The following is a 26886-nucleotide window of genomic DNA, read 5'->3' on the forward strand; positions in this document are numbered from 1 at the left end:
CGTGTATGGCTTCGGCCGTGTTCGGATACGGCAAGACGCCCCCCGGCGCAGGTAGTGACTGACTGGGATGCGCATCCATGTGCATCCACGCGAATCCACTTTATTGCACATAGCTTGCAACAACGGCCAGCCGCAACAGTTGAATCCGCGGTACGCCCTGTGAAGTACGTCTTCGCATTTGGCGGTGGGGCCGTGACCACCGCCACTGATTCCGTAGGAAGGAGGCCGAGTCCTGGCGCTGTCCTTGGGCCGGTAGCGTTCCGCACAGGTTCCGACGCGAGCGGCGGCGGTCGGGCCTGTGACGAGGAGGCTGGTGCGTGGCAGATCACGGCGGTGGCGACCGTGTGCTGGTCACGGTGGCGGGTGACCGGTTGCGGGAAGGCGTTCCGCCCGTCGGTGTGTTCGCCGAACTCGCGGCGCGCACCGGGGACTGGGACGGCGCGGTCTGGGCCGTCTGCCTGGCACTGGGTCTGTCGGCCCCCGACTTGCGGCGGCTGGGCCCGGATTCCCACGAGATCTACTCCGAGTTCGGCCCGGGCGAGGAGGACTTGTGTGGCAAAGTCCTGGAGATCCACGGCGTGTTCGACGTTCCCCGGCTCTTGGACGAGCGGGAGACGGAAGTACAGCGCCTGCTGAGGAACGCCTTCGGCGCATCGGGGGGCATCGCGACCGGCCGTGCACTCGCACTGGCCCGCAACCTCTTCAAGGGCGAATTGGCCACTGCCTTCCTCTCCCTCGCCCGGAAAATGCCCCGTGCACCGCGCGGCAGGCCCGTGGACTTCTGGAACGCGTTGTGCGCCGCCGGTGCGCTTCTGGAGACGGCTGACGACGACGAAGGCCGGCTCGTACGGGAGGCTCTCGGGCTGTGTCGCCAGAACCTGGCCGATGCCTCGGCCACTGCGAACGGCCAAGCCTGCTAGGGCGCGTGAGGATCCTGTCTCAAGGGTTCCGTCGGGGCTCGAGCTCGCTCACGCGCTCGCGCGCCTTCTCCGCCGCCTCGGTCCATTTCCTGTCGATCTCTTCCGGCCGATGGTGGCCGCACTCGACGATGTCGCCCGCGTCATCGGTCACTTGGGCGTAGCAGTCACCGGCCTCGATCCAGACCGCCACGTTCTCGATCCCGGCGGCCCGGTCCTCCTCGTTCACCCAGGACGTGATCGAGAACGCCGACTCGGCGCCGTCGTAGTCGGATCGGACACGGAAGGTCTCACCAGGCCTCAGCCAGCGATCCTCCCCCAGTGGCTCCAGCCACAGAACGAGCCAGCCCGTGTTGTCGTTGCGAACATCCATGACCGCCATGGCCGCACAATATGGGTACGAGGGCGGAGCGCGTCACCTGGGGCGGTCGGAGAGCTTCTCGCGTACCCAATGGGGATCGGGGTTGGTGTGTGGCCGGCCCCCCACGACGACGGTCGGCACGGTCTCGTTGCCGTCGTTGGCCGCCCGCACTTCGGCGGCTCCTGCCGGGTTCCGCCAGATGTTGACCCAGTGCAGGCGGCGGGCAGTACGGCCCAGTCGGAGGCGCAGACGTATGCAGTACGTGCAACCGGGACGCCAGTAGACGATGGGCCGACCGTCGACCGCGCTGCGACGCTGTGCCTCTCCCGCGTCGATGGACCTCGGGAAGATCAGGGGCGAGTTCACGCCCGCGAGCGCCAGGAACGCCAACAGGAGTACCGCGGCCGTGGCGGGGGTGCCCTTGAGGACCATCCCCGTCGCGACGGCCGAACCGCAGAGCACGAGCAGCATCGGCAGGATCCAGACACGCATCATGATGACGCAGGGTACCGACGGGTCGGCGTGTGCATCGGACCAGGGCGCCTGTTCTGCCTGAGCCTCCGTCGCCGCCTCAGCCTCCGCCTCTGCTTCCCTCTCCGTCCCCGCCTCGCTCTCCGTCCCGTCTCGCCTCGTGTCGTCTCTTCGATCAGGTGAAGCTCGACTTGATAGGCAAGTCGTTGCTTGCCTATGGTGATGCCTGTGGCGGAGGATGTCTTCAAGGCGCTGGCCGACCCCACGCGGCGGCGGATCCTTGACGCGTTGGTGGAGCGGGACGGGCAGACCCTGTTCGAGATATGCACACGCCTCGTGACCAAGCACGGCCTGGGGCTGTCCCGTCAGGCGATCAGCCAGCATCTGGCCGTACTGGAATCCGCGGGTCTGGTCGCCTCGCGGCGCCAGGGCCGGTACAAATTCCACGACCTCAACACCGAACCCCTCGAGCGCATCGCGACCCGATGGCTCAGGCCCGACCCATCGGAGCGCACCGAATGAGGATCCACCTGACCAGCGTCTTCGTCGACGACCAGGAGACTGCCCTGCGCTTCTATACCGAGGTGCTGGGATTCGTGAAGAAGCATGACGTCCCCCTGGGCGAGCACCGGTGGCTGACCGTGGTCTCGCCGGAGGATCCCGACGGGACCGAACTGCTGCTTGAGCCCTCCGGTCATCCCGCGGTGCAGCCGTACAGGACGGCGCTGGTCCAGGACGGCATCCCGGTCACCGCCTTCGCCGTGGAGGACGTACGGGCGGAGTTCGACCGGCTGCGCGATCTGGGGGTGACCTTCACCCAGGAGCCGCTGGAGATGGGCCCGGTCACCACCGCGGTGCTTGACGACACCTGCGGCAACCTGATCCAGATCGTCCACAGCAAGTAGGGCCCGGCCCACCTCATGCCCGGCCGCGATTCCCGGCCCGACCTTGGCCGATCAGGAAGTGGGGTGACGCGCGGATGTCACCGCGCGAAGATCACCCCGCCTTCGCCGGATCGACCCCGTACAGGGTCGCGGCGGCCGCGGCCCCCCTCACGTCACATGTCTTCTGCCGGTCGGCCGGGGCGGCCCACAGGGGTACGAAGCCTGACGCGGCGGACGAGGACTCCATACGCAGGTGGTGGCAGACACCGTTGATGCGCAGGGCCAGGACGTAGACGCCGCCCTCGCCCACGGCCTGCCCGGAGACCATGCTCACGGTGTCCTTCGCGCCGACCAGTCGCTTGTCCTCCAGGAAGTCCAGCGCGCCCTTCGGCGTATGCGCGTACCCCTCGGTCGTCATCGCCCGGTAGGCGTACGGGCTCGAGGGCTGCCGTGCGAGGAGCGCGCCCATCTGGGCCACCGGACTGCCGGGCTTGCCGTCGGTCCGCGAAGCCGGGCAGGTCATGGCGGACTGGTCCACGCTGTGGGAGCCGAGACCGAAGGTGTAGCGGTAGCAGCGCACGGGATAGGCACCCGCTGCGACGGTGCCCTTCCCAGGTGGCACCAACCCCAGCATCACCTGTGCCGTGTGGCCGAAAGGGTCGGACCGGTCCTGTGCCCCGGCCACGCTCAGCAGTGCTCCGCCGTGCCTCTCGACCTGGGCCACGAGCGTGCCCTCGGTGAACTGTCCCCCGTAGGCCCGGCCGCCCGAGTAGAAGCCCGCGTTCAAGTCGCCGCGCAGGTCCTCGGCGAGACCGGCGGCCTGGGCGTCGACAGCGGATGTGTCCGGAGGGGCGTCCCTCTCGTAGAGGAGGGTGCCGGCGACTCCCACAGCCGAGGCGACGAGCACGGTCGCTGCCCGTACGAGGACGCGCGCCACGGCACCCCGCTCCCGATCCCGCCCGGAACCGGGCTGCCGGTCCCCCTGAACTCCTGTGGCGTGAACCGTGGTCATACCTGTTCCTCTCGTTCCCGGAAGTTCGGGGATCGCGTCAACGGGTCTTCTCTGCACGGAAGTCGACTCTGGCCTGCCGCTCGGATTCGAGAGCTGCGAAGACTCCGAGAACAACAGCGACAAGCGCAAACCCCAGCACAGCGGGGTTGACGTACTCCGGTACCGCCGCCGCGTACGAACTCCCTCCGGTGACATGACAGTTCAAGTGCACCGGCAGAAGAGAGACGTCGACCCCGGATATGCGTGCCGCCCACTCCACGGGCACCGCCTCCCGACACGCCTGGGTCGTCATCGTCTCGTCCCGGACCAGGTGGACCGCACCCCAGACGTACATCAGCGCCGCCGCCCCTCCCGCCAAGGCGGCGCCTGCGCGCAGTCGGATGCCCAGGTCCGCGCGTCGGATGCCGTGCCGGGCCAGCGAACTGGCGCCGTGCCCTGCCGACGTCGCCGCCGCTATCAAACCGACGAGGATGATCGGCAGGATCACGGCCATGCTGGGCTGATCGTTGTTCATCGGATTCTTCCGTGGACGCTGTGCCCCTTCCGGGCGGAGAGGGACGGACTCCTGCGGAGCAGGGCGGAGGCCTGTGATCCGCCGCCAGAACGGATCATAGTGTCGGCCTGCACGCGAGGCACGGGAGCGGCCGGGGCTCGTGAACTGCCGCTTCGATCAGTGATGTTGACAGTGTGGGGCCGACGGTAGAAGTACACCGGCCCGACACCGCGCGGCGGACACGAGCGGAAGTCCCACCGCTGGTACGGCCTATGGCACCCGTGTCGTTACGGGTGAGCGGGGACCGGAGCGAGGGTGACCGTCGAGGTGAAGATGTCGCGGTCGTTCTGGCGGGCGGTGACGCGGACGCGGGTGCGGCCGAGGGAGTCGGCGGGGAGGGCGTCGGCCAGGATCCAGCACGGGGCGTCGAGTTCCGCGTAGCGGGTGAAGGTGGACTCCATGCCGACGGCGATGGTGGGCGTGGGGTGGGCCAGGGCCTGGGCGGCCTGGCGTGCGGCTTCGAGCAGCAGCATGCCGGGGGCGTGGTCGACCGCGTGGTCGAAGAGGATCGGGTGGGTGGTGTCGGCCCTCAACTGCCAGCGGTCGGGGGTGTGGGTGGGAGACAGCACCACGTCCTCGAAGCCGTCCCGGCCCACGGGCCGCGGGGACGCCGGGGGCGACAGCGGCAGAACACGAAGCGCCGCGATGTCGGCGTACCGGCCGCGCAGCCGCTCGTACACGGCGCGGTCCTGGATGGTGAAGCGGGAGTGCGCGGTGGCGAACGGGACGCCGTCGCGCAGGACCTCGACGCTCAGGGCGATCGCGGCGGCGCGGTCGCGGCGGTAGGTGACCTTCGGGCACGTGATGCGCAGCTCGACGAGGGCGGGAGTGGGGTCCGAGCCCGCCCGCAGGGCGAGGGGGCCTTCGGGACCGGTGGGTGTCGTGGGTGCGGAGTCCGAGCCTGTGTACCGGGCGGAGTCCGAGTCTGCGTACCGGGCGAGAGGGCTTTCAAGGCCCTTGGGTATCTCCGGGGCCGCGGCCGGAGCCGCTATGTGCCAGTCGAGGTCCTGCCACAGGAGCTGGTGCCCGAGCGGCACGGCGTAGGCGCCGTGGGACAGCAGCGGCAGGGTCTGACGGATCGTTTCGCTCAACAGCATCGGATCGAGGAGGCCATGGCGGGTGCGGTAGAAGCGGTGGTCGCGGGGCCATTCGGCCGTGACGGTGAAGGCGTCCGGACCGGTGCGCTCCCAGGCCCGGAGCAGCACCTCCTCCTGCCTGGTCTTGTGCGTGTAGCTCTGCGGTACGGGTGCGAGCGAGCCGGTGGCGTACTCCCGTACAGCGGTGGTGACGTGTTCCTGGACGGCGGTGGTGACCTGCTCCTGGACAGCGTTCGACGGCATGACTGAATCTCCCCCTGGGTTCAGCACGAGATGGAAGCCGGTACCCGTTTGGTCGTCGGGCCCGACTCGAATAACATAGAGGTCGTTCTTTTTGTTTGTCGAGGGATTCAGGAGGTCGATCGATGGCGCGTCAGCAGGAGCGTGCGGTCAGGACCCGGGAAACACTGGTGCGCGCAGCCGCCGAGGTCTTCGATGAAGTCGGTTACTCCGGCGCGAGCATCAACAAGATCCTCGACCGGGCCGGCGCCACCACCGGGGCCATGTACTTCCACTTCAAGTCGAAGGAGGAACTGGCCCGCGCGGTGATCCTGGAACAGGCCGCCGACCTGCGGCCTCCGGAGGGCGGGGGCGGACTTCAACAGCTCCTGGACATGACCGCTTACCTGGCGGTCGAGATGCAGAGCAACATCCTCTTCCGGGCCGGCGTGAGGCTCGCCGTGGAGCAGGGGGCCACCGAGCTCCAGGACTACGCGATCTACGAGTGGTGGGCGGACCAGTTCCGCCAGGAGCTGGAGCGCGCCCGCGAGATGGGGCAGATCCTGCCGGATGTCCAGGAGGCCGACTTCGCCCGGCTCCTCGTGGGGGCGTACACCGGCACGCAGATCATGTCCCAGATCTCCACCAACCGGGCCGACCTGCCCGAGCGGATCGCGTCGATGTGGCGATGTCTGCTGCCGGCCCTCGCGCCGGCCGAGGTCATCGCGGAACTGGACCTGTCCCTGTACGGCGGCGCCACCAGCACCACCCGCGCCACCGCCGCAACCGATGACGCTGCCGCCGAGACGGAGTCTCCCGCGTGACACCCCTCAGAGTCCTGCTCACCGGCGCCACCGGCTTCGTCGGTTCCGAGGTCCTGCGCGCGTTGCGGCGCGGGCGCGCCGGTGGGCGCGACATCAGCGTCCGCGCCCTCGTGCGGGCCGCTCCGCCCGACGGCCCGCACACGCCCGGCCTGTCCTGGGTGCCCGGGGACCTGTCCGACCCGGCGTCACTGCGCGGCGCGGCACGCGACGCGGACGTACTGGTCCACCTCGCCTCCCGGGTCTCCGGCAGCCCGGAGGCGTGTGAGGCCGTCAACGTGCACGGCACCCGGGCCCTCCTGGACGAGGCCCGACGTGCCGGTGTCGCACGGATCGTGCATCTGTCCACCGCCGCGGTCTACGGGCCCGGCCCGCATCGCGGGATCGCGGTGGACGAGGTCTCCCCAGCCCCCGTCTCCCCCGCCAGCGTCACCCGGCTCGCCGGGGAGCGCCTGGCGCTGGAGGCGGGGGCGATCGTGCTGCGGCCCGGACTCGTCCTCGGCGCCGGTGACCGCTGGGTGGTGCCCGCACTGGCGGAACTGCGCGCCAGGGTCCCGGCCCACTGGGACGGCGGCAGCGGACTGCTGTCCGTGGTCGACGTCACCGACCTGGCCAGGCTGATCGTCACGCTCGCCGCGACCAACACCCCGGCGGGTCCCGCGGTGCACCACGCGAGCCATCCCGTGCCCGTCAGCAACCACGACCTGATGGCGGCGCTGACCGAACGCGGCCTGCTGGACCCGGTCGCCGACGACTGGCCCTGGGAAACCTGTCTGCGCCGGCTGCGGGAGGCGCCGGGAAGCATGAGCGAGCGTCAGTTCTCGCTGCTGGCCCGCCACCACTGGTATCGCAGCGACGACATCTGGCGGATCACCGGCTGCCCCGCGGGGCCGGGCCCGCTGGCCCGTCTCGCCGAGTCCGCGTCCTGGTACCGCGTTCACCTGGCGGCCTGATGAGGGATGCGCCGATGTCGTACGACGGATGCCCGCAAGGTGCCAAAGTCGTTCGCCAGGTGTGCGAAGGGGGCGGTACCGGACCCACTCGGCTATAGGCTCCAGCCACCGAAGCACCGACATCGTGTTGCACGGTCTGGGGGTCCTTGCCGAGCCCGCCGGGCCCGCGGCCCCGGTCACCGCCGGAACAGGGCCGAGGAAATCCCCGTCCCGCCGACCGCCGGGGACCGGTGGCCCGAGCATCGGGAACCGGTGGCCCCGGGGACGCGCGGCCCAAGGACCAGGTGGCCCGGAGGCGCGCGGCCCAGGGACCGGTGGCCGTTGGCCCGAGCGCCGCGGAACCGGGTCCTCCACCGTGCGGCGCACGGCACTGGACACCTCGGGCCGCTCCGGCCCGACCGGCGCAACGCCTTCTAGCAGCCCGGAGGAACCGTGCAGCCCGGTCGAGAACAGCGGACCCCTCCTTTCCCGCCGCCCCCGGCGGCCGCCGCAGCCGCGCAGGAACGGCGCCGATGTGGCACGGAGGTCCTGGCATGGTGAGACAGTTGCGGGCCGAACAGACCCGACACGCGCTTATCGCGGCCGCCGCCGCGGAGTTCGACCGGCACGGGTACGCCGGGACCTCCCTGTCCCGTATCTGCAAGACGGCCGGCACCACCATGGGCGCGCTGACCTTCCATTTCCCCACCAAGGGCGACCTGGCGGACGCCGTACGCGCCGCAGGGGACGCGGCCACGCTCGCCGCCCTCCGCCCCATCACCGCCGTACCGCGCCCGGGGGTCCAGGTGGTCATCGACCTGACGATAGAGCTGGCCTGGCTGCTGGAGCGGGACGTCACCGTACGCGCCGCCGGACGGCTGGCCCAGGAACAGACGGCCGACCCGGCGCAGCGGCCCGCGGGCTGGGTCCACGTGCTGCGGGACCTGCTGGAACGGACCCGCGCCGAGACGGACGGGATCCCGGTGCCGTGCGACAGGGATCTGCGGGACATGGAACTGCTGGTGGCCTACCTGATGGCCGGTGCCGAGGCATCGGTCCGGGCCGGGGCGGAAGGCGGCAGCGTGTCACAGGAGTTGCGCGGCTTGTGGGCGTTCCTGACGTGCGGCGGGCTCCATGACGCCCTCACGGGAGACGACGTCCTCACGGCAGATCCCGGCTTCGCGAACGCTTCCGACTCCGGGGGAGAAGCGGCCTTCACAGGAGAGGCCGGCTTCACGGGAGAACCCGGATTCGCAGGAAGTACCGAAGGTGGCGACCTCGGCGGGGACAGTGTCCGGGCCAAGAACCGCTCCTCCGCCGGCGACTCGGAGGGGGCGCGCTGACCGGCACCGCTCTCCCACTGCCACGCCCAACTGCCTTTTCAGAGCGCCCCGTCGCGCCTCGCACCGCTCTGTCCGTTCGGCCCGGCCCTCCCTCCTCCCGCCGCCACCGGCGTGCCTCGGCTTCCCCGCCGATCCGCGCGACCGGTCACCTCCGCCGTGCCCGCCCTACCCAAGGAGCGTCCCCTTGACCACCGCCCGACGTCATGCGCTCGTCACCGGTGCATCCCGCGGCATCGGAGCCGCCGTCGCCGCCGAACTGTCCGCCGCCGGCCATGCCGTGGCCGTGCACTGCCATGCGGACACCGCAGCCGCGCGAGCCGTCGCGGACGCGCTGCCCGGCGACGGCCACACCGTCGTGTCCGGCGACCTCGCCGACCCCGACCAGGCCGCGGCGGTGCTGACGGCCGCCGTGACCGCCCTGGGCACCGTCGACGTCCTGGTCAACAACGCCGGGATCTACACCGAGCAGCCCATCACCAGCACTTCGTACGCCGACTGGCAGGCCGCGTGGCGGCGCGTCATCGACGTCAACCTGCACGGCCCCGCCCAGCTCACCTGGTGCCTCGTCGACCACCTGATGCACCGGCCGCAGGGCCCGCGCGGCGCCCGGATCATCAACATCGGCTCCCGCGGCGCCTACCGGGGCGAGCCCGACGCCCCCGCTTACGGGGCGAGCAAGGCGGCCGTGCACGCCCTGACCCAGTCGCTCGCGCAGTCCCTCGCCCCGCACGGCATCACGGTCACCGCCGTCGCACCGGGCTTCGTCGCCACGGAGCTGGCCGAGCCCATGCTCACCGGGCCGGACGGCGACGCCATCCGTGCGCAGAGCCCGTACGGGCGGGTCGCGGACCCCTCGGACATCGCCGCGGCCGTGGCCTGGCTGGCCTCCGATCGGGCGGAGTGGGCCGGCGGGGCCGTACTCGACCTCAACGGCGCCTCCCACCTGCGCTGAGACCCGGCACCCGCGACCTCACGCATCACATCTAACACCTCACACCTCACTCTTCACACGGAGAAGGACTCGACCATGGACGGTACGGCGGTGCGCGCGACGCTCCTGCAGATCGATGTAGACCCCGGCGAGACGGCCGGTGACCGCCGCGAGCGCGTCGCGGACCTGGTGCGTGCGGAGCGCGGCGCGGACTTGGTGGTGCTGCCCGAGCTGTGGCCCGTCGGCGCCTTCGACTTCGAGCGCTTCGACGCTCACGCCGAGCCGCTAATCGGCCCGACGGCCACGGCGATGGGGGCGGCCGCCCGCGACGCCGGGGTGTGGCTGCACGCCGGTTCGATCGTCGAGCGGTGCCCGGACGGGGAACTGTGCAACACCTCGCTGGTCTTCGGGCCCGACGGCCGTCCGCACGCCACCTATCGGAAGATCCACCGCTTCGGCTTCGACCGCGGCGAGGCCGCCCTGATGGCCGCCGGGCAAGAGGTCGTCACCGTCCCGCTGACCGGCACCGGACTGACCGCGGGCCTGGCCACCTGCTACGACCTGCGCTTCCCCGAGCAGTTCCGGCTGCTCGTCGACGCCGGCGCCGATCTGCTGGTCGTCCCGGCCGGATGGCCCGCACGGCGGCGCTCCCACTGGTCGCTGCTGGCGCGCGCCCGCGCCGTGGAGTCCCAGGCGTACGTACTGGCCTGCAACACCGCGGGCACACACGCCGGGGTCGAGCAGGCCGGGTACAGCGTGGTCGTCGACCCCTGGGGCGAGGTGGTCGCCGAGGCGGGTGCCGGGGAGCAGGTGCTACGAGTGGAGTTGGACCCCGGCCTGGCCGCCCGGACCCGCGAGGAGTTCCCGGTGCTGCGTGACCGGCTCTTGGGCGTGCCACAGCCTGTCTAGGGCTGCCCCGGACTGGTCTCGGTGGTTCGGGGGGGTGGTGGGTCGGGGGATGGTCAGGCCGGGGCGAGTTCGGGCGAGTCAGAACCCCGAGCCGACCCCAGACCTCGGGCTCTCCGCCGCCCCCTTCCGACCCACCGACCCTCCGGCTCCGGCCTCCCGCCGCCCTCCGGCCCCTGCCTCCGGCCCCTGCCTCCGGCCCACCACCCTCCGGCTCCTGCCTCCCGCCCCACCGCCCTCCACCTCCCCCCCTTCCGGCCTCCGGCTCCCGGCCTCCGGCTCCCGCCTTTCGGCCCACCGGTATTCGCCCCAAGGCATCCACGGCGCCGGACTTGCCGAAGTAGACGAGGAGTTCGCCCCCGGCACGGGTCGGCGCTTGTGGCCGACCGGCAGCCGTGTAACGCTGTTTCCCGAGCCCGCATGTCTTCTTCCGGACGCTCCCCGTACCGCCCGAACCGCCGCGCTCCACAAGCCAGTTCACGCGCATGGCGGCTCCTCACCTCTTACCCGAAGCGCCGCCTCGTGCGGCGCTTTCTTGTTCACCGACCCCGAAAACGCTAGGAGTTGGCCGTGGCCGACGAAACGACCCTGTGCACCTCGACGCGCTGCCGCAGGGCGGACGGCGACGCCGGCCGCCCGCGCGGGCGGCGCGCGGAGCCCGGCAGTCGCCTGTGCGGCCTGTGCCGACGGGCCGTCGTGCGCGATGTGGCCGCCCTGCCGGAACTGCACGGGCACAGCGAGTCCGAGCGGAACAGGCCCTCCGGCGGCGCTCCCGCGCAGCGCATCACCGGCAGCCGGGAAGCCGCTCTGCCGGTGCGGTCCGCGGCCCTGGACGCCCGCCACGACGTGGTCGCCGTACTGTCCGCCTGGGCGCGGCTCGTCGTGGACGGGGTGGCGGACGCGGCGCCGCCGCGCCGGACGGTGGCGGACATGGCCGCCTTCCTCGGCCGGTACATCGGCTGGCTGGCGGCCCATCCGGAAGCCGGCCGGTTCGCCGACGAGATGGGGCGGGCGACGGCGGGACTGCGCCGGGAAAGCACCGCTCCGGCGGCCGACCTCGTCCGCCTCGGGCCCTGCGTCGAACCCGACTGCACGGCCGAGGTGTTCCTGCCCCGGCGGGGCGGCGAGGGCCTGCTGCTGCGCGGACCCGTCTGCGCCGCGGGACACGTTCTCACCCCGCGTCAGTGGCTCGCCCTGCGGGAGGCGGCGTGAGCGCCCGCGCCCGACGGGTGCCCACCGAGCTCGCGGCACTCGTCCTCGGCGTCCAGGAGGTCACGATCCGCCAGTGGGCCCGGCGCGGCAAGATCACCAGGTACGGGACCGCACGGCGCGCCCTGTACGACCTCGACGAGCTGACCGAGCTCGCCCGTACGACCACACCCATATCCGCACCCGCACCCGCACCCACATCCACATCCACATCCACATCCACATCCACATCCACATCCACGCCTACCGCAACTGCCACCCCCACAGCCACCGCCACCGGCGCCACCGCCACGTCATCGGAACCGGCTGCCGGTAGCCCCGCACCTCACAACTGACGGGACGGGGGCGGCCGTTCGCCCCACTCGGCTGCTGCCCCCGGCAGCCCCACCTCGGCCGTCCCCCAGCAGCCGCGCCCGGCCGTCCCCGGCCACCGCCTTGCCGACCGCCGGGCCCGCCCCTCCCCGTTGCGTTCCTCCCGCTCTCCTCCTCCCCTCCCCGGATGCCCTGACTCACGGGCACTCTCACACCCCACATGACCGTTTTATCCACATTCATCCGCAAGGAGAAACGACACCCATGGACACCACCGACTGGCAGCAGCACTGGAACAACCGGCGCGACCCGTTCGTGCAGGAGTGCCTCCAGGCCCGCGACGACCTGCTCGCGGATCTCAAGGACCCCAAGTCCGCGCAGGAACGGGTGCTGCGCGACATCATCGGCGCCTGCGCCGACTCCCTCCACTGGAAGGCGCGGGGCTACAACGTCACCGCCGAGGACCCCTCCCTGTTCCGTTCGGTCCTGCCGATCAGGCGGTACGCCGACTTCCTCCCGGAGATCGAGCGCGAGACCCGTACCAAGGGAGGTGTGCTCTCCTGCAGCCCCGTGCTGCGCTGGCTCAAGACGAGCGGTACGACCGGCGTGCCCAAGCGGGTCCCGTACACCCTGCACTGGCTGCTCACCTACCGCATCCCGGCCATGAAGGCCATGTGGGGGACCTACCTCCTGCACCACCCCGAGCTGCTCGCCCACCCATGGGCCACCCTCGACACCCAGACGGTCCGCGAGGACGTGTACGACTTCGTGCACGGCGTGGAGCACCAGGCGATCAGCAACCGGCACCCGCAGATCAACAGCCGTGACTGGAACCCGCCGTGGTACCAGTCCCCCTGGTTCAACACCCAGGCTCCCGCCACCCACGCGGGCCGGATGTACCACCGCATCCGCCACCTCGTGGGCAAGGACCTGCACTACATATCGGCCATCAACCCGAGCACGCTCATATCGCTGCGCGACCTGGTCGCCGAGCACGGCGAGGAGCTCGTACGCGATCTGCGCGAGGGCACGCTCGACGGCCGGCCGTGGTCCGATCCGGACGAGGCGGCGGCCCGTCACCTCGAATCGGTCCTGGCCAAGGGCGAGTTCAGCCTCACGGACGTGTGGCCGTCGCTGACCCTGTACAGCTGCTGGCTGTCCTCCAGCGCGGAGCTGTACCGCGCCAAGCTGGACGCGGTGCTGCCCGGCGTCAGCAAGCTGCCGTTCATGGGCTGCGGCACCGAGGGCGTGACATCCATCCCGGTGGACGACTCGCTGGACAGCCAACCGCTCGCCGTCGGCCAGGCGTTCTTCGAGTTCGTCCCCGCCGACGTACCACTGGGCGAACTGGTCGACGCGGGCACCCGGGTGCGGACGCTGCTGTTCGACGAGGTCGAGGCGGGCCGCGACTACCACCTGATCATGACTCAGGGCAACGGCCTGTACCGGCTGTGGACCGGTGACATCTACCGCGTCGACCGGATCGTCGACGGCACGCCGTGGCTGCACTTCGTCCACCGGGACGGCGTCTTCCACTCGTTCACCGGAGAGAAGATCACCGAGGCCGAGGTCTCGCAGGCCATCAAGCAGGGCATGGCCGGGCTCGGTCTCGACACCGGCCTGTACATGTGCGGGCCGCAGTGGGCGGAGCCGCCGTACTACGTCGTCGCCGCCGAGGTCCCCGTACCCGGCCGGGACCTCGACCGTTCCCTCTCCCAGGCCGTGGACCGGGAGCTGAGCGAGGTCAACATCGAGTACGCCTCCAAGCGGGACAGCGGCCGGCTCGGGCCGCTGAGGGTGCGCACCGTGCCGCTCGACGCGATCACCGCGTACGCCGAGTCCCGCCGGCAGGCGGGCAACGCCACCCAGTACAAGTACAAGCCCTTCCAGAAGGACGTCGACTTCATGGCCGGCATCGACGGCATCACCACCGACACGATCGACACACCGTTCGACACGGTCAACACCCCCGCAGTCACCATCGAATCGCCGCTCGCCCCCGCCATCACCACCATCGCCGCGGTCGCCACCGCGGGCCGCTTCGGACGCTGAGGAGAACAACGAGATGATCGAGACCAAGAGGCCTCCGCAGAACACCCGCCGCGAGATAGTCGACCTGCCGTCCGGCGGCGTCGACCTGGCCCTGCACCTCTGGCGGCCCCAGCGGGTCAAGGGCGCCGTCTTCTACTTCCACGGCCTCCAGAGCCACGCCGGCTGGATGTGGGAGGTCGGCTCGCGCTTCGCCGACAACGACATCGCCTTCTTCGTCCTGGACCGCCGGGGCAGCGGGATCAGCCCCGGCGACCGCGGGGACCTGCCCGGGGCCGAGACGCTGCTCGGGGACTACATCGCCGCGCTGGCGCACGTACGGGAGATGATCGGCGACGACGTGCCTCTGTCGCTCTTCGGCCACTGCCTGGGCGGCTCCTTCATGGCCGCTCTCATGCACCACCCGGACTTCACCACCCGCTACGACGCGGCCGTGTTCTGCTCCGCCTGGCTGGGGCGGATGCACGCCACGCTCGGCGAGGACGAACTGCGGGCGCTGGCTGCCGAGTCCGGCACCGAGCCGTGGGACGCGGGCCTGAAGTCGCGGGACTTCACCGACGACCCCAAGTACCAGGAGTTCATCGACCACGACGACCTCGCCGTACGCCTGATCACCCGCCGCTCGCGGAGCACCCTGCTGGAGCTCGAGCGGCGCTACCTGCAACCCGGCGACCGGGCGCTCCCGGCGGTCCCGGCGGTCCCGGCCACCTTCGTGTCGGGAATGAGCGACCCCATCGTCGACCTCGACAGCGCCCACCGGGTGTTCGCCGCGATCGCGCCGGACCGCGGGACGATCATGAAGCTGCCCACCGACAAGCACTACCTCTTCTTCACCGGCGTCAGCGCGGACCTGGTCGACTGGACCTCCACGCACACCCTGCTCCAGGGGCTCGACCGCGATGCCTGAGGCCGCCGTGCTCTACCGGGTGCGCCAGCCCATGCACGCCCGCTTCGACCACCCCGCGGCACGCCGTGCCGCCTCCGACAGCCTGATCCTGCGCCTCACTTGTGAGGGCGTCAGCGGCATCGGCGAGTGCGCGCCCAGGTCGTACGTGACCGGTGAGGACACCGATTCCGTCCTCGATGCCCTGCGCCGGACGCCTCTGGAGCGGACCTTCGCGCTCCTGCGCGGCGAGCCACCGGCCGAACTCCTCGACCGGACGCGGCGCGAGGGCTTCTCGAAGGTCTTCGGGATCACCGGCGGGAACAACCTCCTGTGCCTGCTGGAGACGGCGGTCCTGGACCTGCTCGGCCACCGGATGGGGCTCAGCGCGGCGGAGTTGATGGGCGGCGCCGGGCCGGCGCCGGACGGTGCTCCGCCCTCCGCTCCCCTGCCCGTCTCGCAGGTGCTGGACCTGAGCATCACCGCCGAGGAGTTCCTGGCCACCCGCGGTCCGTTCCACTTCGTCAAGATCAAGGCGTCCGACGACATCGAGCGCGACGCGCGCAGTGTCCGGGCGGTGCGCGCGCACGTGGGTGACGGCGTGCCGGTCATGGTGGACGCGAACATGAGCTGGACCGAGGCCACCGCGCTCTCGCACGCGTGGCGGTTGCGGGACGCCGGGGCGGACTACGTGGAGGAGCCGCTGCCCAAGGGTTCCTGGGCCGCTCTGGGCGCCCTGCGCCGCCGGGCGGGACTGAAGATCATGCTGGACGAGTCCCTGTGCACCCTTGAGGACGCCAGGACGGCGGTCGAGGCGCGGGCGTGCGACGCGTTCAACATCCGGGTCGCGAAGAACGGCGGCCCGCTGCCCGCGGCCCGCCTCATCGGCCATGCCCGCCGGCACGGCATCGCGTTCCAGATCGGTGTCCAGGTGGCCGAGGTCGGCCCGCTCATCAACGCGGGCCGGGCGCTGGCCTTCTGCCACCGTGACGCGCTGACCGTCGAGGCGGGCCAGAGCGACCGCTTCTTCCCCGAGATGATCGTCTCACCTCGCCCGGTCGTCGACCGTCACGCCAACACCCTTTCGCCCGCGCCGGGTTACGGCTTCGGGCTGACGCTGAACGACGCGGCCGAGCCGTGGGCCGTGCTCGCCCTCGCCGAGGAGAGCTGCTCCTGGCGGCCCGTGCCCGTCCCGCGACCCGCCGTCCGCGCCTCGCACTGAGCACCGGGCCCCACGCGCGCCGGACACCGCACGCCGCACAACGTGCCCCGCACCGTGCGCGCCGCACCACCAGCCGTGCCCGCCATCCCTGTCAGCCATGCGCTGACATTCCCGTCAGCCATGCCCCGACAACCCTGCTCCGACGACTTCAAGGAGATCTCTGCCATGAACGTGTTCTTCGAATGCACCTACCAGGGTGAGCGCCACTTCGGCCTTGGCCTGCCCGTGGACGGCGAGGCCGTCCGTCTCCATCCGGTGCGCCCCGGCGAAGACCTGGGCGCGGCGGTCGTCGCCGCGGTGTCGGCGGCGAACGGTGACGGTGCCGCGCTGCGGGCGGCCCTCACCGCGGGCCGCGAGGAGGTGGTCGTCCCTGCCGCCGGGCGCGACGGCATCGCGCCGCGGCCGCCGCTGCTGCCCGCGTCCGTCGGGGACGCGATGGTCAGCGGTTTCATGCAGACCCACAACGTCAAGGTCGACGCCGCCACGCAGGCGCAGCCCAACTGGTTCGTCAAGGGGCTCGGGGAGGTCCTGAAGGTCTCCGGCGAACCGCTGGCCGTACCGCCGGGCGCCGTCGCGCTGTGCGAGGAGGCCGAGGTGGTGCTGGTGTTCGTCACCGACGAGCACGGCAGCCCGCGCTACGCCGGCTACACCTTCGGCAACGACCTCACCGACATCGGCCGGTTCCGGCGCCACGCCGGGCATCTGTCGTACGCGAAGCTGTGCGACGCCGGGGTGGCGTCCTGGCTGTTCCTGGACGAGCCGCCGCGGTCGGTGACCGGGCGCGTCACGATCGAGCGGGACGGCGCGCGGGTCTGGGAAGGCGACTTCACGACCGGCACCAAGGCGCTGCACTACGGGCTGGAGGACATGATGTCCGGGCTGTTCGCCCACGGGGCGCTGCTGCACCCGGGGCGGGTGCACTACGTGTATCTCGGCGCCGACCGCAGCAGTTTCCACGGCGGGTTCACGATGGCCGACAGGGACCGCGTGACGCTCGACTTCGACAGCCACGGGGTGAGTCTGACGAACACGGTCTCCTGGCCCGGCGGGCGGGCGACGCGGCCGGTCGCGGGACGAGTCGCGGGATGACGCCGGCCGGGGTGCTGCGCAGGCTCAGCGGGACCGAGGCGGCCTGCGCGTACCGGCACGCGCTGACGGGCGGGCAGACCCAGGCCGCCACCCGTCTGACGGTGGCCGCCGTGTTCTCCCCGGCGTACGTGGAGCGGGCCGTGGCACGGTGGGCGCGGGGATTTCGTGCCCTGTCCCTGCGGATCGTGGAGGACGGCGGGAGCCTGTGGTTCCACGAGGTGCCCGGATTCGTTCCGGACCAGCTCCGCCAGGAGATGTGCACGGCGGCCGTCCCCGGTCCCGGCGCGGCCGGCGCCGGGGAGGTCATGTCGTCCGGGGCCGACGACGCGCTGACGTTCGGGGTCGGAGTCGGCCTGACGTCCGGGTCCCGGCCCGGAGTCGGCCCGATGTCCGCGTCCCGGGCCAGCGACCGCCTGATGTCCGGGGCCGGGGACGTCCTGACGGCGGGTGGTCCGCTGTGGCGGCTGGGGGTCGGCCACGACCCGGCCGCCGCCGAGACGCATCTGCTGTTGACCTGTCACCCGGCGCTGTGCGACGGCCCGTCCACGGCACGGCTGCTGCGGGCGCTGCTGGACGCCCTGCTCGGAGAGGGCCCGGCCGGCCGCGGCCGGCCTGACTACCGGCAGGATCCGGCCCCCGATGCGGACGAGCTGACCTATCGGCCGCAGCCACAGCCTTACCCGGGCGCGGGGCCGGGACCGATCCCGGCCCCGCGGGCCCCGCTCGGCCTCCGTACGGCCCGGCCGAAGCGCCTGACCCCGGTCCCGGGAGCGCCGGTGTCGTCGGACCTCAGGCCGGTCCTGGGCTCGGCGGGGGCGGTGGTTGAGGCCGTCGGCGCGGGGAGTGTGGCGCTGACGGCCCGGCAGAGCGCGCGCCTGACGGCGTGGTGCCGACGCCACCGCGTCACCGCGGGCGAGTTCTTCGCGGCGGCGCTGGCCGACTCGTGCGCGCGGGCGGTGGGGCAGGAGGAGGTGGCGCTGCTGACGGCGGTCTCGCTGCGTCGGCGGTACGCGGAGTGTGTCCGGGTGTCCGAGGTGGGCTGTTTCGTCGACGTCGTACGGACGACCGTCCGGGCTGGGGACGGAGGCGCGCTGGCGGACCACGCCCGCGCGTACGGTCTGGCGGTACGGGAGGCGGACGCCGCACGGCACCCGGTCCGGCAGGACCATGCCCGTATCCGGCGTGCGGTGGAGGCCGAGACGGCGGCCGCCGTCGCCGGTGGCGGGCTCGGTTTCCGGGTCACGCAGGAGGGGTGCGCGGACACCGCGCTCGGCCACCACGCGGCCTTGGTGACCCGGTACGGGACAACTCCGTACGGAACCCTCGCGTTCGGACCCCTCGCGCACGGATCCGTCTCGTACGGGCTCGCCTCGTACGAGGCCGAGTTCGGGACAACCCCGTGGCGAACCCCGTCCTACGCGACCGCCTCGCGGAAGGCCGCGCACGGAACATCCCCGTACGAGGTCATGCACGGCACCGGCCCGCACGGGCCCGGATACGGGACGAGCGGCGACGGAACCCCGTACTCGTCCTCCCCTGCAACGGCCTTGCACGGCGCGGCGCCCCGGCCGTTCGGCGTCCTGCACCTGTCCCGCTTCAAGGGCGCCCTCACGCTGTCACTGGGGATGCCCGACCTCCCGGAAATGAGGGCGAGGGCAGGTGCCTCCACCGGCAACGGGGGGCTCAACGCGCCGGAGATCGCGGCGGAGTTGACCGCGCGCGCCCTGGACCTCGTCGCCTGACCTGCCCACCGCTTTCGCGTATGCGCAGGTCAGGTCGTGTTTCCCGGCTCGCTCCGCGGACGGACTTCGCAAAGTGTCCGGCAGTCCCCACCCCGGAGTCGAAAACAAAGCGATCGTTCTCTATTCTTTTCCGTGTGGCGCCGTTCAGGAGCCGGGACCAGCAGGACCAGCGGGAGGGACACAAGCGATGGCGACGAAGCCGGGTACACGGCCACGGGCATCGGTCTCCGCGTTCACGCAGGAGCTCTTCGGGCGGCTGCCCCGGGCCGACCAGCGGCGGTGGGCGCACGCCTACATGGAGGGGCTCCTGAGCACGCCGGGCAAGAAGACCGTGCGGCGCCTCGCGGCGACCGTGTCGGACTCGTGCACGGCCCCCCAGTCCCTGCACCAGTTCATCAACGCCAGCCCCTGGGCCTGGGAACCCGTACGCGCCGAGCTGACCCGCTGGGTGCAGCGGCACACCGCCCCCCGCGCCTGGACCATCGGCCTGGCCGTCGTCCCCAAGCGGGGCGACCGGTCCTGCGGTGTGCACCGCCGCTTCGTGCCCCAGGCCGGCCGCACCCTCAACTGCCAGGTCGGCGTGGGCGCCTTCCTGTCCACGGACACCGAGGACGTGCCCGTCGACTGGCGTCTGCTGCTGCCCGACCAGTGGTCCAACGACCCGGCGCTGCGCCGCCGGGCCCGCATCCCCGAGAGCACCGAGCACCGTTCCGCCGAGGCGCAGACCCTCGACCTGGTCGAGAGCCTGCCGGCGGGCGGGCAACTCGCCGAGGTGCCGGTGGTCGCGGACCTCGACGGGTACGCGGACACCGGGGAGATCGTGCGCGCGCTGAGCTCCCGGGGACGTCACTTCGTCGTCGCGGTGCCCGCCGCCCTGCCGGTCCTGGCCGCCCCCGGACCGCAGTCGGGCGCCCGCCCCACTCGCTCCGAACACGCAGGAGCCGCAACGGTCCTGACGGCACGGCAGGTCCTCACCCGCCGCGAAGCCGCGGCGCCGCACCTCGTGACGATACGGACCCGGCGGGACGAGGAACGTACGGCTCACGTCCTGACCGGCCTGGTCCGGCTGCCGGAACCAGAGCCGGGCACGCCACGCGCTTCCCGCGCCGCCGGACACCCGCCCGCCTACCGCGTGTTCGCCGAACGGGATCCGAACACCCGCCGCCTGGGACGGACATGGATCACCAGCCTGGTGAACCGGCCCGCGGGTGAACTGCTCGAACTCGCGGCTCTGCACGCCGGCACCGCCGACACCGTACGGCAGTTGGAGGACGACTTCGGTCTGCGCGCCTTCGAAGGCCGGTCCTATCCCGGATGGCACCACCACATGACGCTGGTCTCCGCCGCCTTCGCGTACAGCAGTCTCACCACGACACGAAGGGTCGGCACCTGATGGCGCTTCCCAAAACCTTCTGGCTGCTCTGGGCCGGACAGACCGTCAGCCGGCTGGGCATCCTCGCCCCGGCCTTCCTCGTGCTCTTCCTGGAGCAGGACCACCTCGTCGACGCCCACACCACACCGGTCATGGTCGGCCTGTTCGGGGCCGGCATCCTCGCCTCGGGGCTGGTGGGCGGCGCGGTGGCCGACATGATCGGGCCACGGCGCACGATCATCGCCGCCCAACCGCTCGCGGCCGTCACGGCGCTGCTGTTCCTCGTGACCACCAATGTGTACGCGCTCGGCCTGCTGTCACTGGCGACGGGTTTCCTGTCGGCGGTGGACCGGCCGGCCGGCGCCGGGCTGATCGCCAAGATCGTCCCGCCGGAGCAGTTCTCGAAGGCCTACAGCCTCTTCCTCGTCGGCTTCAACGTCGGGATGTCGCTGAGCCCGGTCATCTCCGGGTTCCTGCTCTCCTTCTACCCACCCGCGCTGTTCCTCGTCTGGGCCGCCGGCAGCGCCGTCTACGCGCTCCTGGTCTGTGCCCTGCCCGCCGACGAGATGCACCCGGCGGAGCACGAGGGAGCGGACGCGTCGGCCCTGCGGCGTGCGGCGCGCAGCATCGGCGAGCCCTACCGCTCCCCGGTCCTGGTCGCCTTCCTCGCCCTCGTCTTCCTGCTGGCCTGCGTCTACCTCCAGGTCAACTCCGCCCTGCCGCTGGACATGAGCGGGTCGGGGCTGAGTCCGGGGGACATCGGCATCGTGCTGGCCATCAACGCGGTGCTCTCCATCGCCCTGCTCCCCCTGGTGCCCAAGGCGGTCAAGGGGATGGGCGACGAGACGCCGCTGGTCCTGGCGGCCACGCTGATGGCGGTCGGCTTCGGCCTCAACGCCCTGGCGGACGACATCCTCATGTTCACCGCTGCGACCGTCGTCTGGACGCTCGGCGAGGTCCTGTGGGCGCCCATGTCGGCGACCTTCATCGCCGTACGGGCCCCCGAGGGACGCGTCAGCACCTACCAGGGCTCCTACTTCTTCGCCTGGAACGCCGCCTTCGTCATCGGCGGCCCCATCGGGATCACCGTGGCGAACGCGTACGGATACCCGTTCCTGTGGATCGGTCTGCTCGTCCTCGGCCTCGGCGTCGCCGCCGGCTTCAAGTCCATGACCCGGATCTCGGACTTCGCCACCACCGCGAAGCGGACGGCCCCCGCCGACGCACCGGCCCCCGAACCCGCGACGACGCCGAGCAGGACCACCGGGCCTCAGACCCGGTCCCAGGCCTCTCAAGCCCAACCCATCACATCCCAAGCCCAACCCCAACCCAGGGAATCGACATGACCGTAGAGACCTCGCGCACAGCCCTCCTGATCGGCGCGGCGGGCGGAATCCTTCAGGACGTGGCGCGCGGCCTGGCCCGCCAGGGACACACTCTCGTCCTCTTCGACAAGAACGAGGAGGCCGTGAACCGCCTCGCCGCCGAGCTGGCCCAGCAGACCAAGGTCGAGGTGGTCGTCGGCGACATCACCGACATCCCCGCCGCGGAGGCACAGCTCACCGACATCGTCGACCGGCACGCCCCTTCCATCCTGGTCAACGGCGTGGGAGGCGACACCCGGGTCATCGGGTACGCGGACCTGACCGAGGAGCACTTCAGCCAGTCCTACTTGGAAAACGTTGTCAGCACGTTCGTCGCGATCAAGGTATGCGCCCCGCGGATGGCTCAGGACGGCTACGGACGCATCGTCAACTTCGCCTCGGCCGGCGGCCGCACCTACAGCCACTTCAACAACGCCGCCTACGTCGGCGCCAAGGCCTCCGTGATCGGCATGACCAAGCAGATGGCGTACGAACTCGCCCCCGCCGGGGTCGTGGTGAACGTGGTCGCCCACGGGCCCATCGCGACGGACCGCGTGGCCGGCGCCTGGGAGCGCCGCGACCCCGAGCAGAAGCAGGCGGTGCTCTCGAAGCTGCCGATGCGGCGCATGGGCACGGTCGCCGAGGCGGTCGGCAGCGTCCTGCACCTGTGCTCCGAGAGCGCCGGCTACTCCACCGGCGCGGTGATCGACGTCAACGGCGGCCTCTACATGTAAGACCCGCCGGACGGAAATGCCGGCGGGCCAGGAAGAGCGAACAGGAGACAACCGTGGCGAAGTTCGTCGTCGAATTCGAGTACAACGTGGACCGCGCGGGACGCCAGGGACTGCACCCGGCGCACGCCGAGAACCTTCACCGCCTCGCCCGGAGCGGCGTGCTGCTGCTGGGCGGGCCACTGGCCGACGAGAACGCCGGCCTGCTGCTCTACGAGGTCGAGGACCGGGCCGAGCTCCAGAAGGTGCTGGACGCCGAGCCCTACGTACAGGGCGGGATCGTCGCCGCCACCCGCATCCGCCAGTGGTCGCCCGGCAAGGGCAGCTGGATCACGGAAGGAAAGATCTGACCTTGAGCACTACGACATTGCCCGCATCGCCCGGATCGCCCACATCACCGGCGTCGGAAGCGGCGGACAGCGGCTGGGTGGCGCTGCGTCAGGAAGCGCTGCACGCCGGGATCGCCGACCCCGCGATGGACTCGATGCGGATCCTCAGCGAGACCGCCATGAAGTTCCCCGACGCCCTCTCCTTCTCCTCGGGAGCGCCGTACGACGGGAACCACGACCTGGCGGACCTCTCGTTCCACATCGACCGCTACGTCAAGCACCTCCAGGAGCGCGGCGTCCCGCAGCACCGCATCACCCGGATGCTGTTCCAGTACGGACCGGTGAACGGCTTCATCCAGGACGACGTGGCGCGGATGCTGCGGCAGGACGAGAACATCGACGCCCCCGCCGAAGCCATCATGATCACGCACGGCTTCCAGGAGGCGACGCTGGTCGCCCTGCGCGGTCTGTTCGCCGGCCCCGACGACGTGCTGCTGAGCGTCTCCCCCGCGTACGTCGGTATCCGCGGCGCGGCCCGGATGCTCGACATCCCCGTCGAGGGGATCGGCGAGGGCCCCGACGGCCTCGACCCCGAGGCGGTGGCGGAGGCGGCACGCGCCGTGCGGGCCGGGGGCAGGCGGCCGGTCGCGGTCTACCTCGTCCCCGACTTCTCCAACCCCTCCGGCACCGTGCTGCCGCTCGAAGCCCGCCGGCGTCTGCTGGAGGTGGCGGCCGAGGAGAACCTGGTCATCCTGGAGGACAACCCCTACGGGCTGTTCGCGCGGGACGGCGAGTCGATGCCGACCCTCAAGTCGCTCGACACCGCGGGCCGGGTCATCTATCTCGGTTCGTTCGCCAAGTCGGCCTTCCCCGGTGCCCGCCTGGGCTACCTCGTCGCCGACCAGCCGGTCACCGCCGCCGACGGCGTCACCCGCACGCTGGCGCAGGAACTGTCCAGGGCCAAGGCCATGTTCAGTGTCGGATCGTCCTCCCTGTCCCAGGCCGTGGTCGGCGGCATCCTCGTGGAGAACGGCCACACCCTGCGCCCCGCGACCCGCGAGTTGGCCGCCGTCTACCTGGAGCGGCTCCAGGCCACGCTGGACAGCCTCGCCGAGCACTTCCCGCCCGAGCGGTACGCCGAGCACCAGGTGCGCTGGAACACCCCGCGCGGCGGCTTCTTCCTCACCGTGGAGGTGGGGTTCGAGGCCGGACTGGCGGAGATGGAGCGCTGCGCCCGTGACTACGGCGTGAGCTGGGCGCCGATGAGCATGTTCCACATCGGCGGTGGCGGCGAACGGCAGATCCGGCTCGGATTCAGCAACCTCGCGCCGGAGGCGATCCGCGAGGGCATCGCGCGCCTGGCCCGCTTCATCGCGGAATCACCGCGCGCGTAGCACTCCGTCATCCCCGTACGCACCGCACACCAAGCGGCCCCACACACCCCGCGGCCCCCTACGCCCAGCGGCCTCACAACCCCGCACCCTCCGCACCCCCGCTGTGCACTCCCCTGGTGATCGAGCGACCACGTGTCGCGTCAGAAGAAGGACGACCATGAGCCAGACCAGCAGTCAACGGCCCACCGTCGTGGTGGTCGACGGCTACTCCGCCGGAAACTTCTACCCCGCGGCCTTCACCGAGACCGGTGCACGGGTCATCCACGTGCAGAGCACCCCGGAACTCATCCCCTCGATGCTCGCGCCCGGCTTGTCGGAGTACGAGGAGAACATCGTCGAGGGCGACGAGAAGGTGCTGCTGGAACGGCTCCGTCCGTACGCCCCGGCCTGTGTGGTCGCCGGCCAGGAGGGTGCCGTACCGCTGGCGGACCGTCTCAGCGAGGCGCTCGGCGTCCCGTCCAACGGCACCCGTCTCTCTGCGGCCCGCCGGGACAAGTACGAGATGATCGAGGCGCTGCGGCGGGCCGGTGTGCGGTGCGCCGACCAGTTCAAGAGCGGCGACGCAACGGAGCTGGTCCGCTGGGCGGAGGAGCGGGGCGCGTACCCGGTCGTCGTCAAGCCGCTCAGTTCGGCGGCCTCGGACGGCGTGTACATCTGCGACAACGCCGAGGAAGTGGCGGCCGCCGCCTCGGCCGGGCTGGCCTCGCGGGACATCTTCGGCACGGCCAACACCGAGATCCTCGTCCAGTCGTACCTCAAGGGCACCGAGTACATCGTCGACACGGTCAGCAGTGACGGCGAGCACTACGCCTGCGGTGTCTGGCAGTACGAGAAGACGCTCCTGCCCTCGGGCAAGAACATCTACAACCGGGACATCCTCCTCGCTCCGGACGCCGGTCCGGTGCCGACCCTGGTGGCATACGTACGCGAGGTGCTGGCCGCTCTCGACGTCCGCTGGGGCCCCGCGCACGCCGAGGTCATCATGACCGAGCAGGGCCCGGCGCTGGTCGAGATCGGCACCCGCCTCAACGGCAACATCCACGCCGGTTTCCACGACGTGTGCCTCGGCCACAACCAGGCGGGGCTCGCCGCCCGGGCGTACGTCCGGCCGGCGGAGTTCCGCCGGGAGTACGGCGGCCGCGTCTACACCCGGCTGCGGCCCGGCGTCGTCTACAACACCCCCACCGAACAGGACGGTGTCGTCGAGAGCGTCGACACCGCGGCGGTGAACGAGATCCGCGGACTCGACAGCGTGTTCCTGGCCGGTCTGAAGCTGGCTCCGGGCTCCCGAATCCGCCCCACCACCGACCTATTGACGAGCTCCATGCGCGTCTACCTCACGGCGCGCGACGAGGCGCAGCTCGACGTCGACTACGAGAAGGTCCGCGGTCTCAAGGACTCCGTCTACCGGGTCGTCCCGCAGCCGTAGCCGTAGCCGCAACCACGGCCGAAGCCCGTCGCGTTGCGCTGCTCTTCACGTCCGCGCCCGCGCCCAGATCCACATGCAGATCCAGATCCAGATCCACATCCAGATCCGTCTTCATATTCCTCGGAGGAATGCTGTGCACAGCCGTATCGGTCTCTTCCTGTCCCCCGTCCACGAGACCGGCCAGGACCCGCACCTCGCCGTCCGCCGCAACCTCGACCTGGTCGAGCACGCGGACCGCCTGAACTTCGACGAGGCGTGGTTCGGCGAGCACCACACCCTGGGCTGGGGCCTGGTCGGCGCCCCCGAGACGATGATCGCCGCGGCCTCCCAGCGCACCAGCCAGATCAAGCTGGCGCACGGCGTCGTACCGCTGTCCGGGCACCACCCCTTCCATGTCGCCAGCCGCGCCGTCCACCTCGACCACCTCAGCCGGGGCCGCTACATCCTCGGTGTCGGCCCCGGCGTCCCGTTCGACGCGAAGATGTTCGGCCTGGCGCCCGACGTCCAGCGCCGGCGCCTGGACGAGGCTCTGCCGACCGTCCTTGAGCTCGTCAACGGCGACTCCCGGATCACGCAGAAGACCGACTGGTACGAACTCCAGGACGCGAAGCTGCAGTTGCCCCGCTTCAACCGCGACGGCATCGAGGTGGCCATGGCCACCAGCGGCACCTCCTCGGCCAGCCCGCGCCTGGTCGGCAAGTACGGCCTGAGCATGACCTCGTTCGCGCTGCCCTTCGCGCTGATGACGCCGGGCGCCCCGGACCACATAGGCTTGGCGCAGCAGTGGAAGTACGCCGAGGAGTCCGCGGACGAGCACGGCCAGACCCTGCGGCGCGAGGACTGGCGCATCGCGCTTCCGGTCCATGTCGCGGAGACGCGCGCCGAGGCGTTCGCCGATGTCCGCGAGGGCTACGACCGCTGGCTGTTCGAGTACTTCGGCAAGGCGGCCGGCCGCGAGGTCATCAGCCCGGACACCCCGCGCGAGCGGGCGCTCGAGGCCCGGGTCGAGGCCGGCGGCGCGCTCGTCGGTTCGGTCGAGGACGTCGTGCAGGGCATCCGGCGCATGCAGGAGGCGACCGGCGGCTTCGGCAAGCTCCTGGTCTACGTGGCCGACTGGACCTCGTACGAGAAGACCAACCTCAGCCTGGAACTGCTGGCCCGGTACGTGTCCCCGCAGATCACCGGCTCCGCGTCGCGCCCCCAGGAAGCGGTGGACTGGGCCATCGCGAGCCGCGCCGGCCGCTGATCATCGCCCGCGGCGCGGGGCGGATCGCCCGGCGCGGGCGAGTCACCCGGTGCGGGAACAGTCATACG

The 26886-nt window shown here is 71.3% G+C and carries 26 protein-coding genes; 21 read left to right on the forward strand and 5 right to left on the reverse strand.

What is annotated here, in order from left to right:
* The first annotated feature begins 317 nt into the window (after positions 1-317).
* A complete protein-coding gene (locus tag ACIQ7M_RS28200; RefSeq protein WP_403649549.1) occupies positions 318-920 on the forward strand; it encodes a hypothetical protein in 603 nt (200 codons plus the stop codon).
* 19 nt (positions 921-939) lie between these two features.
* Here the strand turns inward: ACIQ7M_RS28200 and ACIQ7M_RS28205 are convergent, their stop codons facing one another.
* Positions 940-1299, reverse strand: coding sequence for a hypothetical protein (locus tag ACIQ7M_RS28205; protein ID WP_403649553.1), 360 nt, complete (start codon positions 1297-1299; stop codon positions 940-942).
* Positions 1300-1332: 33 nt separating this feature from the next.
* Complete coding sequence (locus ACIQ7M_RS28210) at positions 1333-1773, reverse strand: glutaredoxin domain-containing protein (protein WP_403649556.1); 441 nt, start codon at positions 1771-1773, stop codon at positions 1333-1335.
* Positions 1774-1977: 204 nt separating this feature from the next.
* Between ACIQ7M_RS28210 and ACIQ7M_RS28215 the strand changes: the two genes are divergently transcribed.
* Complete coding sequence (locus tag ACIQ7M_RS28215) at positions 1978-2271, forward strand: ArsR/SmtB family transcription factor (RefSeq protein ID WP_403649559.1); 294 nt, start codon at positions 1978-1980, stop codon at positions 2269-2271.
* Complete coding sequence (locus tag ACIQ7M_RS28220; RefSeq protein ID WP_386978459.1) at positions 2268-2654, forward strand: VOC family protein; 387 nt, start codon at positions 2268-2270, stop codon at positions 2652-2654. The genes ACIQ7M_RS28215 and ACIQ7M_RS28220 overlap by 4 nt, the downstream gene beginning before the upstream one ends.
* Positions 2655-2745: 91 nt before the next feature.
* Here ACIQ7M_RS28220 and ACIQ7M_RS28225 read toward each other — a convergent pair whose 3' ends face one another.
* The 3 genes from ACIQ7M_RS28225 to ACIQ7M_RS28235 all read right to left on the reverse strand — a co-directional run bounded on the left by ACIQ7M_RS28225 (position 2746) and on the right by ACIQ7M_RS28235 (position 5538).
* Positions 2746-3645, reverse strand: a complete 900-nt coding sequence (locus tag ACIQ7M_RS28225) for a hypothetical protein (protein WP_403649563.1) — start codon at positions 3643-3645, stop codon at positions 2746-2748.
* Positions 3646-3682: 37 nt separating this feature from the next.
* Positions 3683-4159, reverse strand: a complete 477-nt coding sequence (locus ACIQ7M_RS28230; protein ID WP_403649565.1) for a hypothetical protein — start codon at positions 4157-4159, stop codon at positions 3683-3685.
* A gap of 266 nt (positions 4160-4425) precedes the next feature.
* Positions 4426-5538 (reverse strand): ScbA/BarX family gamma-butyrolactone biosynthesis protein, encoded by a 1113-nt coding sequence (locus ACIQ7M_RS28235; protein WP_403649568.1) that lies wholly within the window; start codon positions 5536-5538, stop codon positions 4426-4428.
* 122 nt (positions 5539-5660) lie between these two features.
* Here ACIQ7M_RS28235 and ACIQ7M_RS28240 point away from each other — a divergent pair, with 122 nt between their 5' ends.
* From ACIQ7M_RS28240 to ACIQ7M_RS28325, 18 genes are all read left to right on the forward strand, one after another.
* A complete protein-coding gene (locus tag ACIQ7M_RS28240) occupies positions 5661-6338 on the forward strand; it encodes a ScbR family autoregulator-binding transcription factor (RefSeq protein WP_403649571.1) in 678 nt (225 codons plus the stop codon).
* Complete coding sequence (locus ACIQ7M_RS28245; RefSeq protein ID WP_403649574.1) at positions 6335-7288, forward strand: NAD-dependent epimerase/dehydratase family protein; 954 nt, start codon at positions 6335-6337, stop codon at positions 7286-7288. Before ACIQ7M_RS28240 ends, ACIQ7M_RS28245 begins: the two co-directional genes overlap by 4 nt.
* Positions 7289-7821: 533 nt before the next feature.
* Positions 7822-8610, forward strand: a complete 789-nt coding sequence (locus ACIQ7M_RS28250) for a TetR family transcriptional regulator (protein WP_403649577.1) — start codon at positions 7822-7824, stop codon at positions 8608-8610.
* A 184-nt stretch (positions 8611-8794) separates the two neighbouring features.
* A complete protein-coding gene (locus tag ACIQ7M_RS28255) occupies positions 8795-9562 on the forward strand; it encodes an SDR family NAD(P)-dependent oxidoreductase (RefSeq protein ID WP_403649581.1) in 768 nt (255 codons plus the stop codon).
* A gap of 90 nt (positions 9563-9652) precedes the next feature.
* Positions 9653-10450: a carbon-nitrogen family hydrolase gene (locus ACIQ7M_RS28260; RefSeq protein WP_403649752.1), complete on the forward strand. Its 798-nt coding sequence runs from the start codon at positions 9653-9655 to the stop codon at positions 10448-10450.
* A gap of 567 nt (positions 10451-11017) precedes the next feature.
* Complete coding sequence (locus tag ACIQ7M_RS28265) at positions 11018-11659, forward strand: hypothetical protein (protein ID WP_403649584.1); 642 nt, start codon at positions 11018-11020, stop codon at positions 11657-11659.
* A 573-nt stretch (positions 11660-12232) separates the two neighbouring features.
* Positions 12233-14020, forward strand: a complete 1788-nt coding sequence (locus ACIQ7M_RS28270) for a GH3 auxin-responsive promoter family protein (RefSeq protein WP_403649587.1) — start codon at positions 12233-12235, stop codon at positions 14018-14020.
* Between the two features lie 13 nt (positions 14021-14033).
* The gene (locus tag ACIQ7M_RS28275) at positions 14034-14924 is read left to right on the forward strand and encodes an alpha/beta fold hydrolase (RefSeq protein WP_403649590.1); all 891 of its coding nucleotides are present in this window, start codon (positions 14034-14036) and stop codon (positions 14922-14924) included.
* Positions 14917-16122, forward strand: a complete 1206-nt coding sequence (locus ACIQ7M_RS28280; protein ID WP_403649593.1) for a mandelate racemase/muconate lactonizing enzyme family protein — start codon at positions 14917-14919, stop codon at positions 16120-16122. The genes ACIQ7M_RS28275 and ACIQ7M_RS28280 overlap by 8 nt, the downstream gene beginning before the upstream one ends.
* 120 nt (positions 16123-16242) lie before the next feature.
* On the forward strand, positions 16243-17211 hold the full coding sequence (locus tag ACIQ7M_RS28285) for an FAH family protein (RefSeq protein ID WP_403649596.1): 969 nt from the start codon (positions 16243-16245) through the stop codon (positions 17209-17211).
* The gene (locus ACIQ7M_RS28290; protein ID WP_403649599.1) at positions 17208-18953 is read left to right on the forward strand and encodes a hypothetical protein; all 1746 of its coding nucleotides are present in this window, start codon (positions 17208-17210) and stop codon (positions 18951-18953) included. The genes ACIQ7M_RS28285 and ACIQ7M_RS28290 overlap by 4 nt, the downstream gene beginning before the upstream one ends.
* 187 nt (positions 18954-19140) lie before the next feature.
* Positions 19141-20346 (forward strand): IS701 family transposase, encoded by a 1206-nt coding sequence (locus ACIQ7M_RS28295; protein WP_403649602.1) that lies wholly within the window; start codon positions 19141-19143, stop codon positions 20344-20346.
* A complete protein-coding gene (locus ACIQ7M_RS28300) occupies positions 20346-21671 on the forward strand; it encodes an MFS transporter (RefSeq protein WP_403649605.1) in 1326 nt (441 codons plus the stop codon). The genes ACIQ7M_RS28295 and ACIQ7M_RS28300 overlap by 1 nt, the downstream gene beginning before the upstream one ends.
* The gene (locus ACIQ7M_RS28305) at positions 21668-22423 is read left to right on the forward strand and encodes an SDR family NAD(P)-dependent oxidoreductase (RefSeq protein WP_403649608.1); all 756 of its coding nucleotides are present in this window, start codon (positions 21668-21670) and stop codon (positions 22421-22423) included. Before ACIQ7M_RS28300 ends, ACIQ7M_RS28305 begins: the two co-directional genes overlap by 4 nt.
* Before the next feature lie 53 nt (positions 22424-22476).
* Positions 22477-22770 (forward strand): YciI family protein, encoded by a 294-nt coding sequence (locus tag ACIQ7M_RS28310; RefSeq protein WP_384785956.1) that lies wholly within the window; start codon positions 22477-22479, stop codon positions 22768-22770.
* A 2-nt stretch (positions 22771-22772) separates the two neighbouring features.
* On the forward strand, positions 22773-24143 hold the full coding sequence (locus tag ACIQ7M_RS28315) for a PLP-dependent aminotransferase family protein (RefSeq protein ID WP_403649611.1): 1371 nt from the start codon (positions 22773-22775) through the stop codon (positions 24141-24143).
* Between the two features lie 157 nt (positions 24144-24300).
* Positions 24301-25572, forward strand: coding sequence for an ATP-grasp domain-containing protein (locus ACIQ7M_RS28320; protein ID WP_403649614.1), 1272 nt, complete (start codon positions 24301-24303; stop codon positions 25570-25572).
* 133 nt (positions 25573-25705) lie between these two features.
* Positions 25706-26818, forward strand: coding sequence for an LLM class flavin-dependent oxidoreductase (locus ACIQ7M_RS28325; protein WP_403649617.1), 1113 nt, complete (start codon positions 25706-25708; stop codon positions 26816-26818).
* Positions 26819-26886: the final 68 nt, after the last annotated feature.

It is taken from the genome of Streptomyces sp. NPDC096324, assembly GCF_044763015.1.
GTDB lineage: Bacteria > Actinomycetota > Actinomycetes > Streptomycetales > Streptomycetaceae > Streptomyces.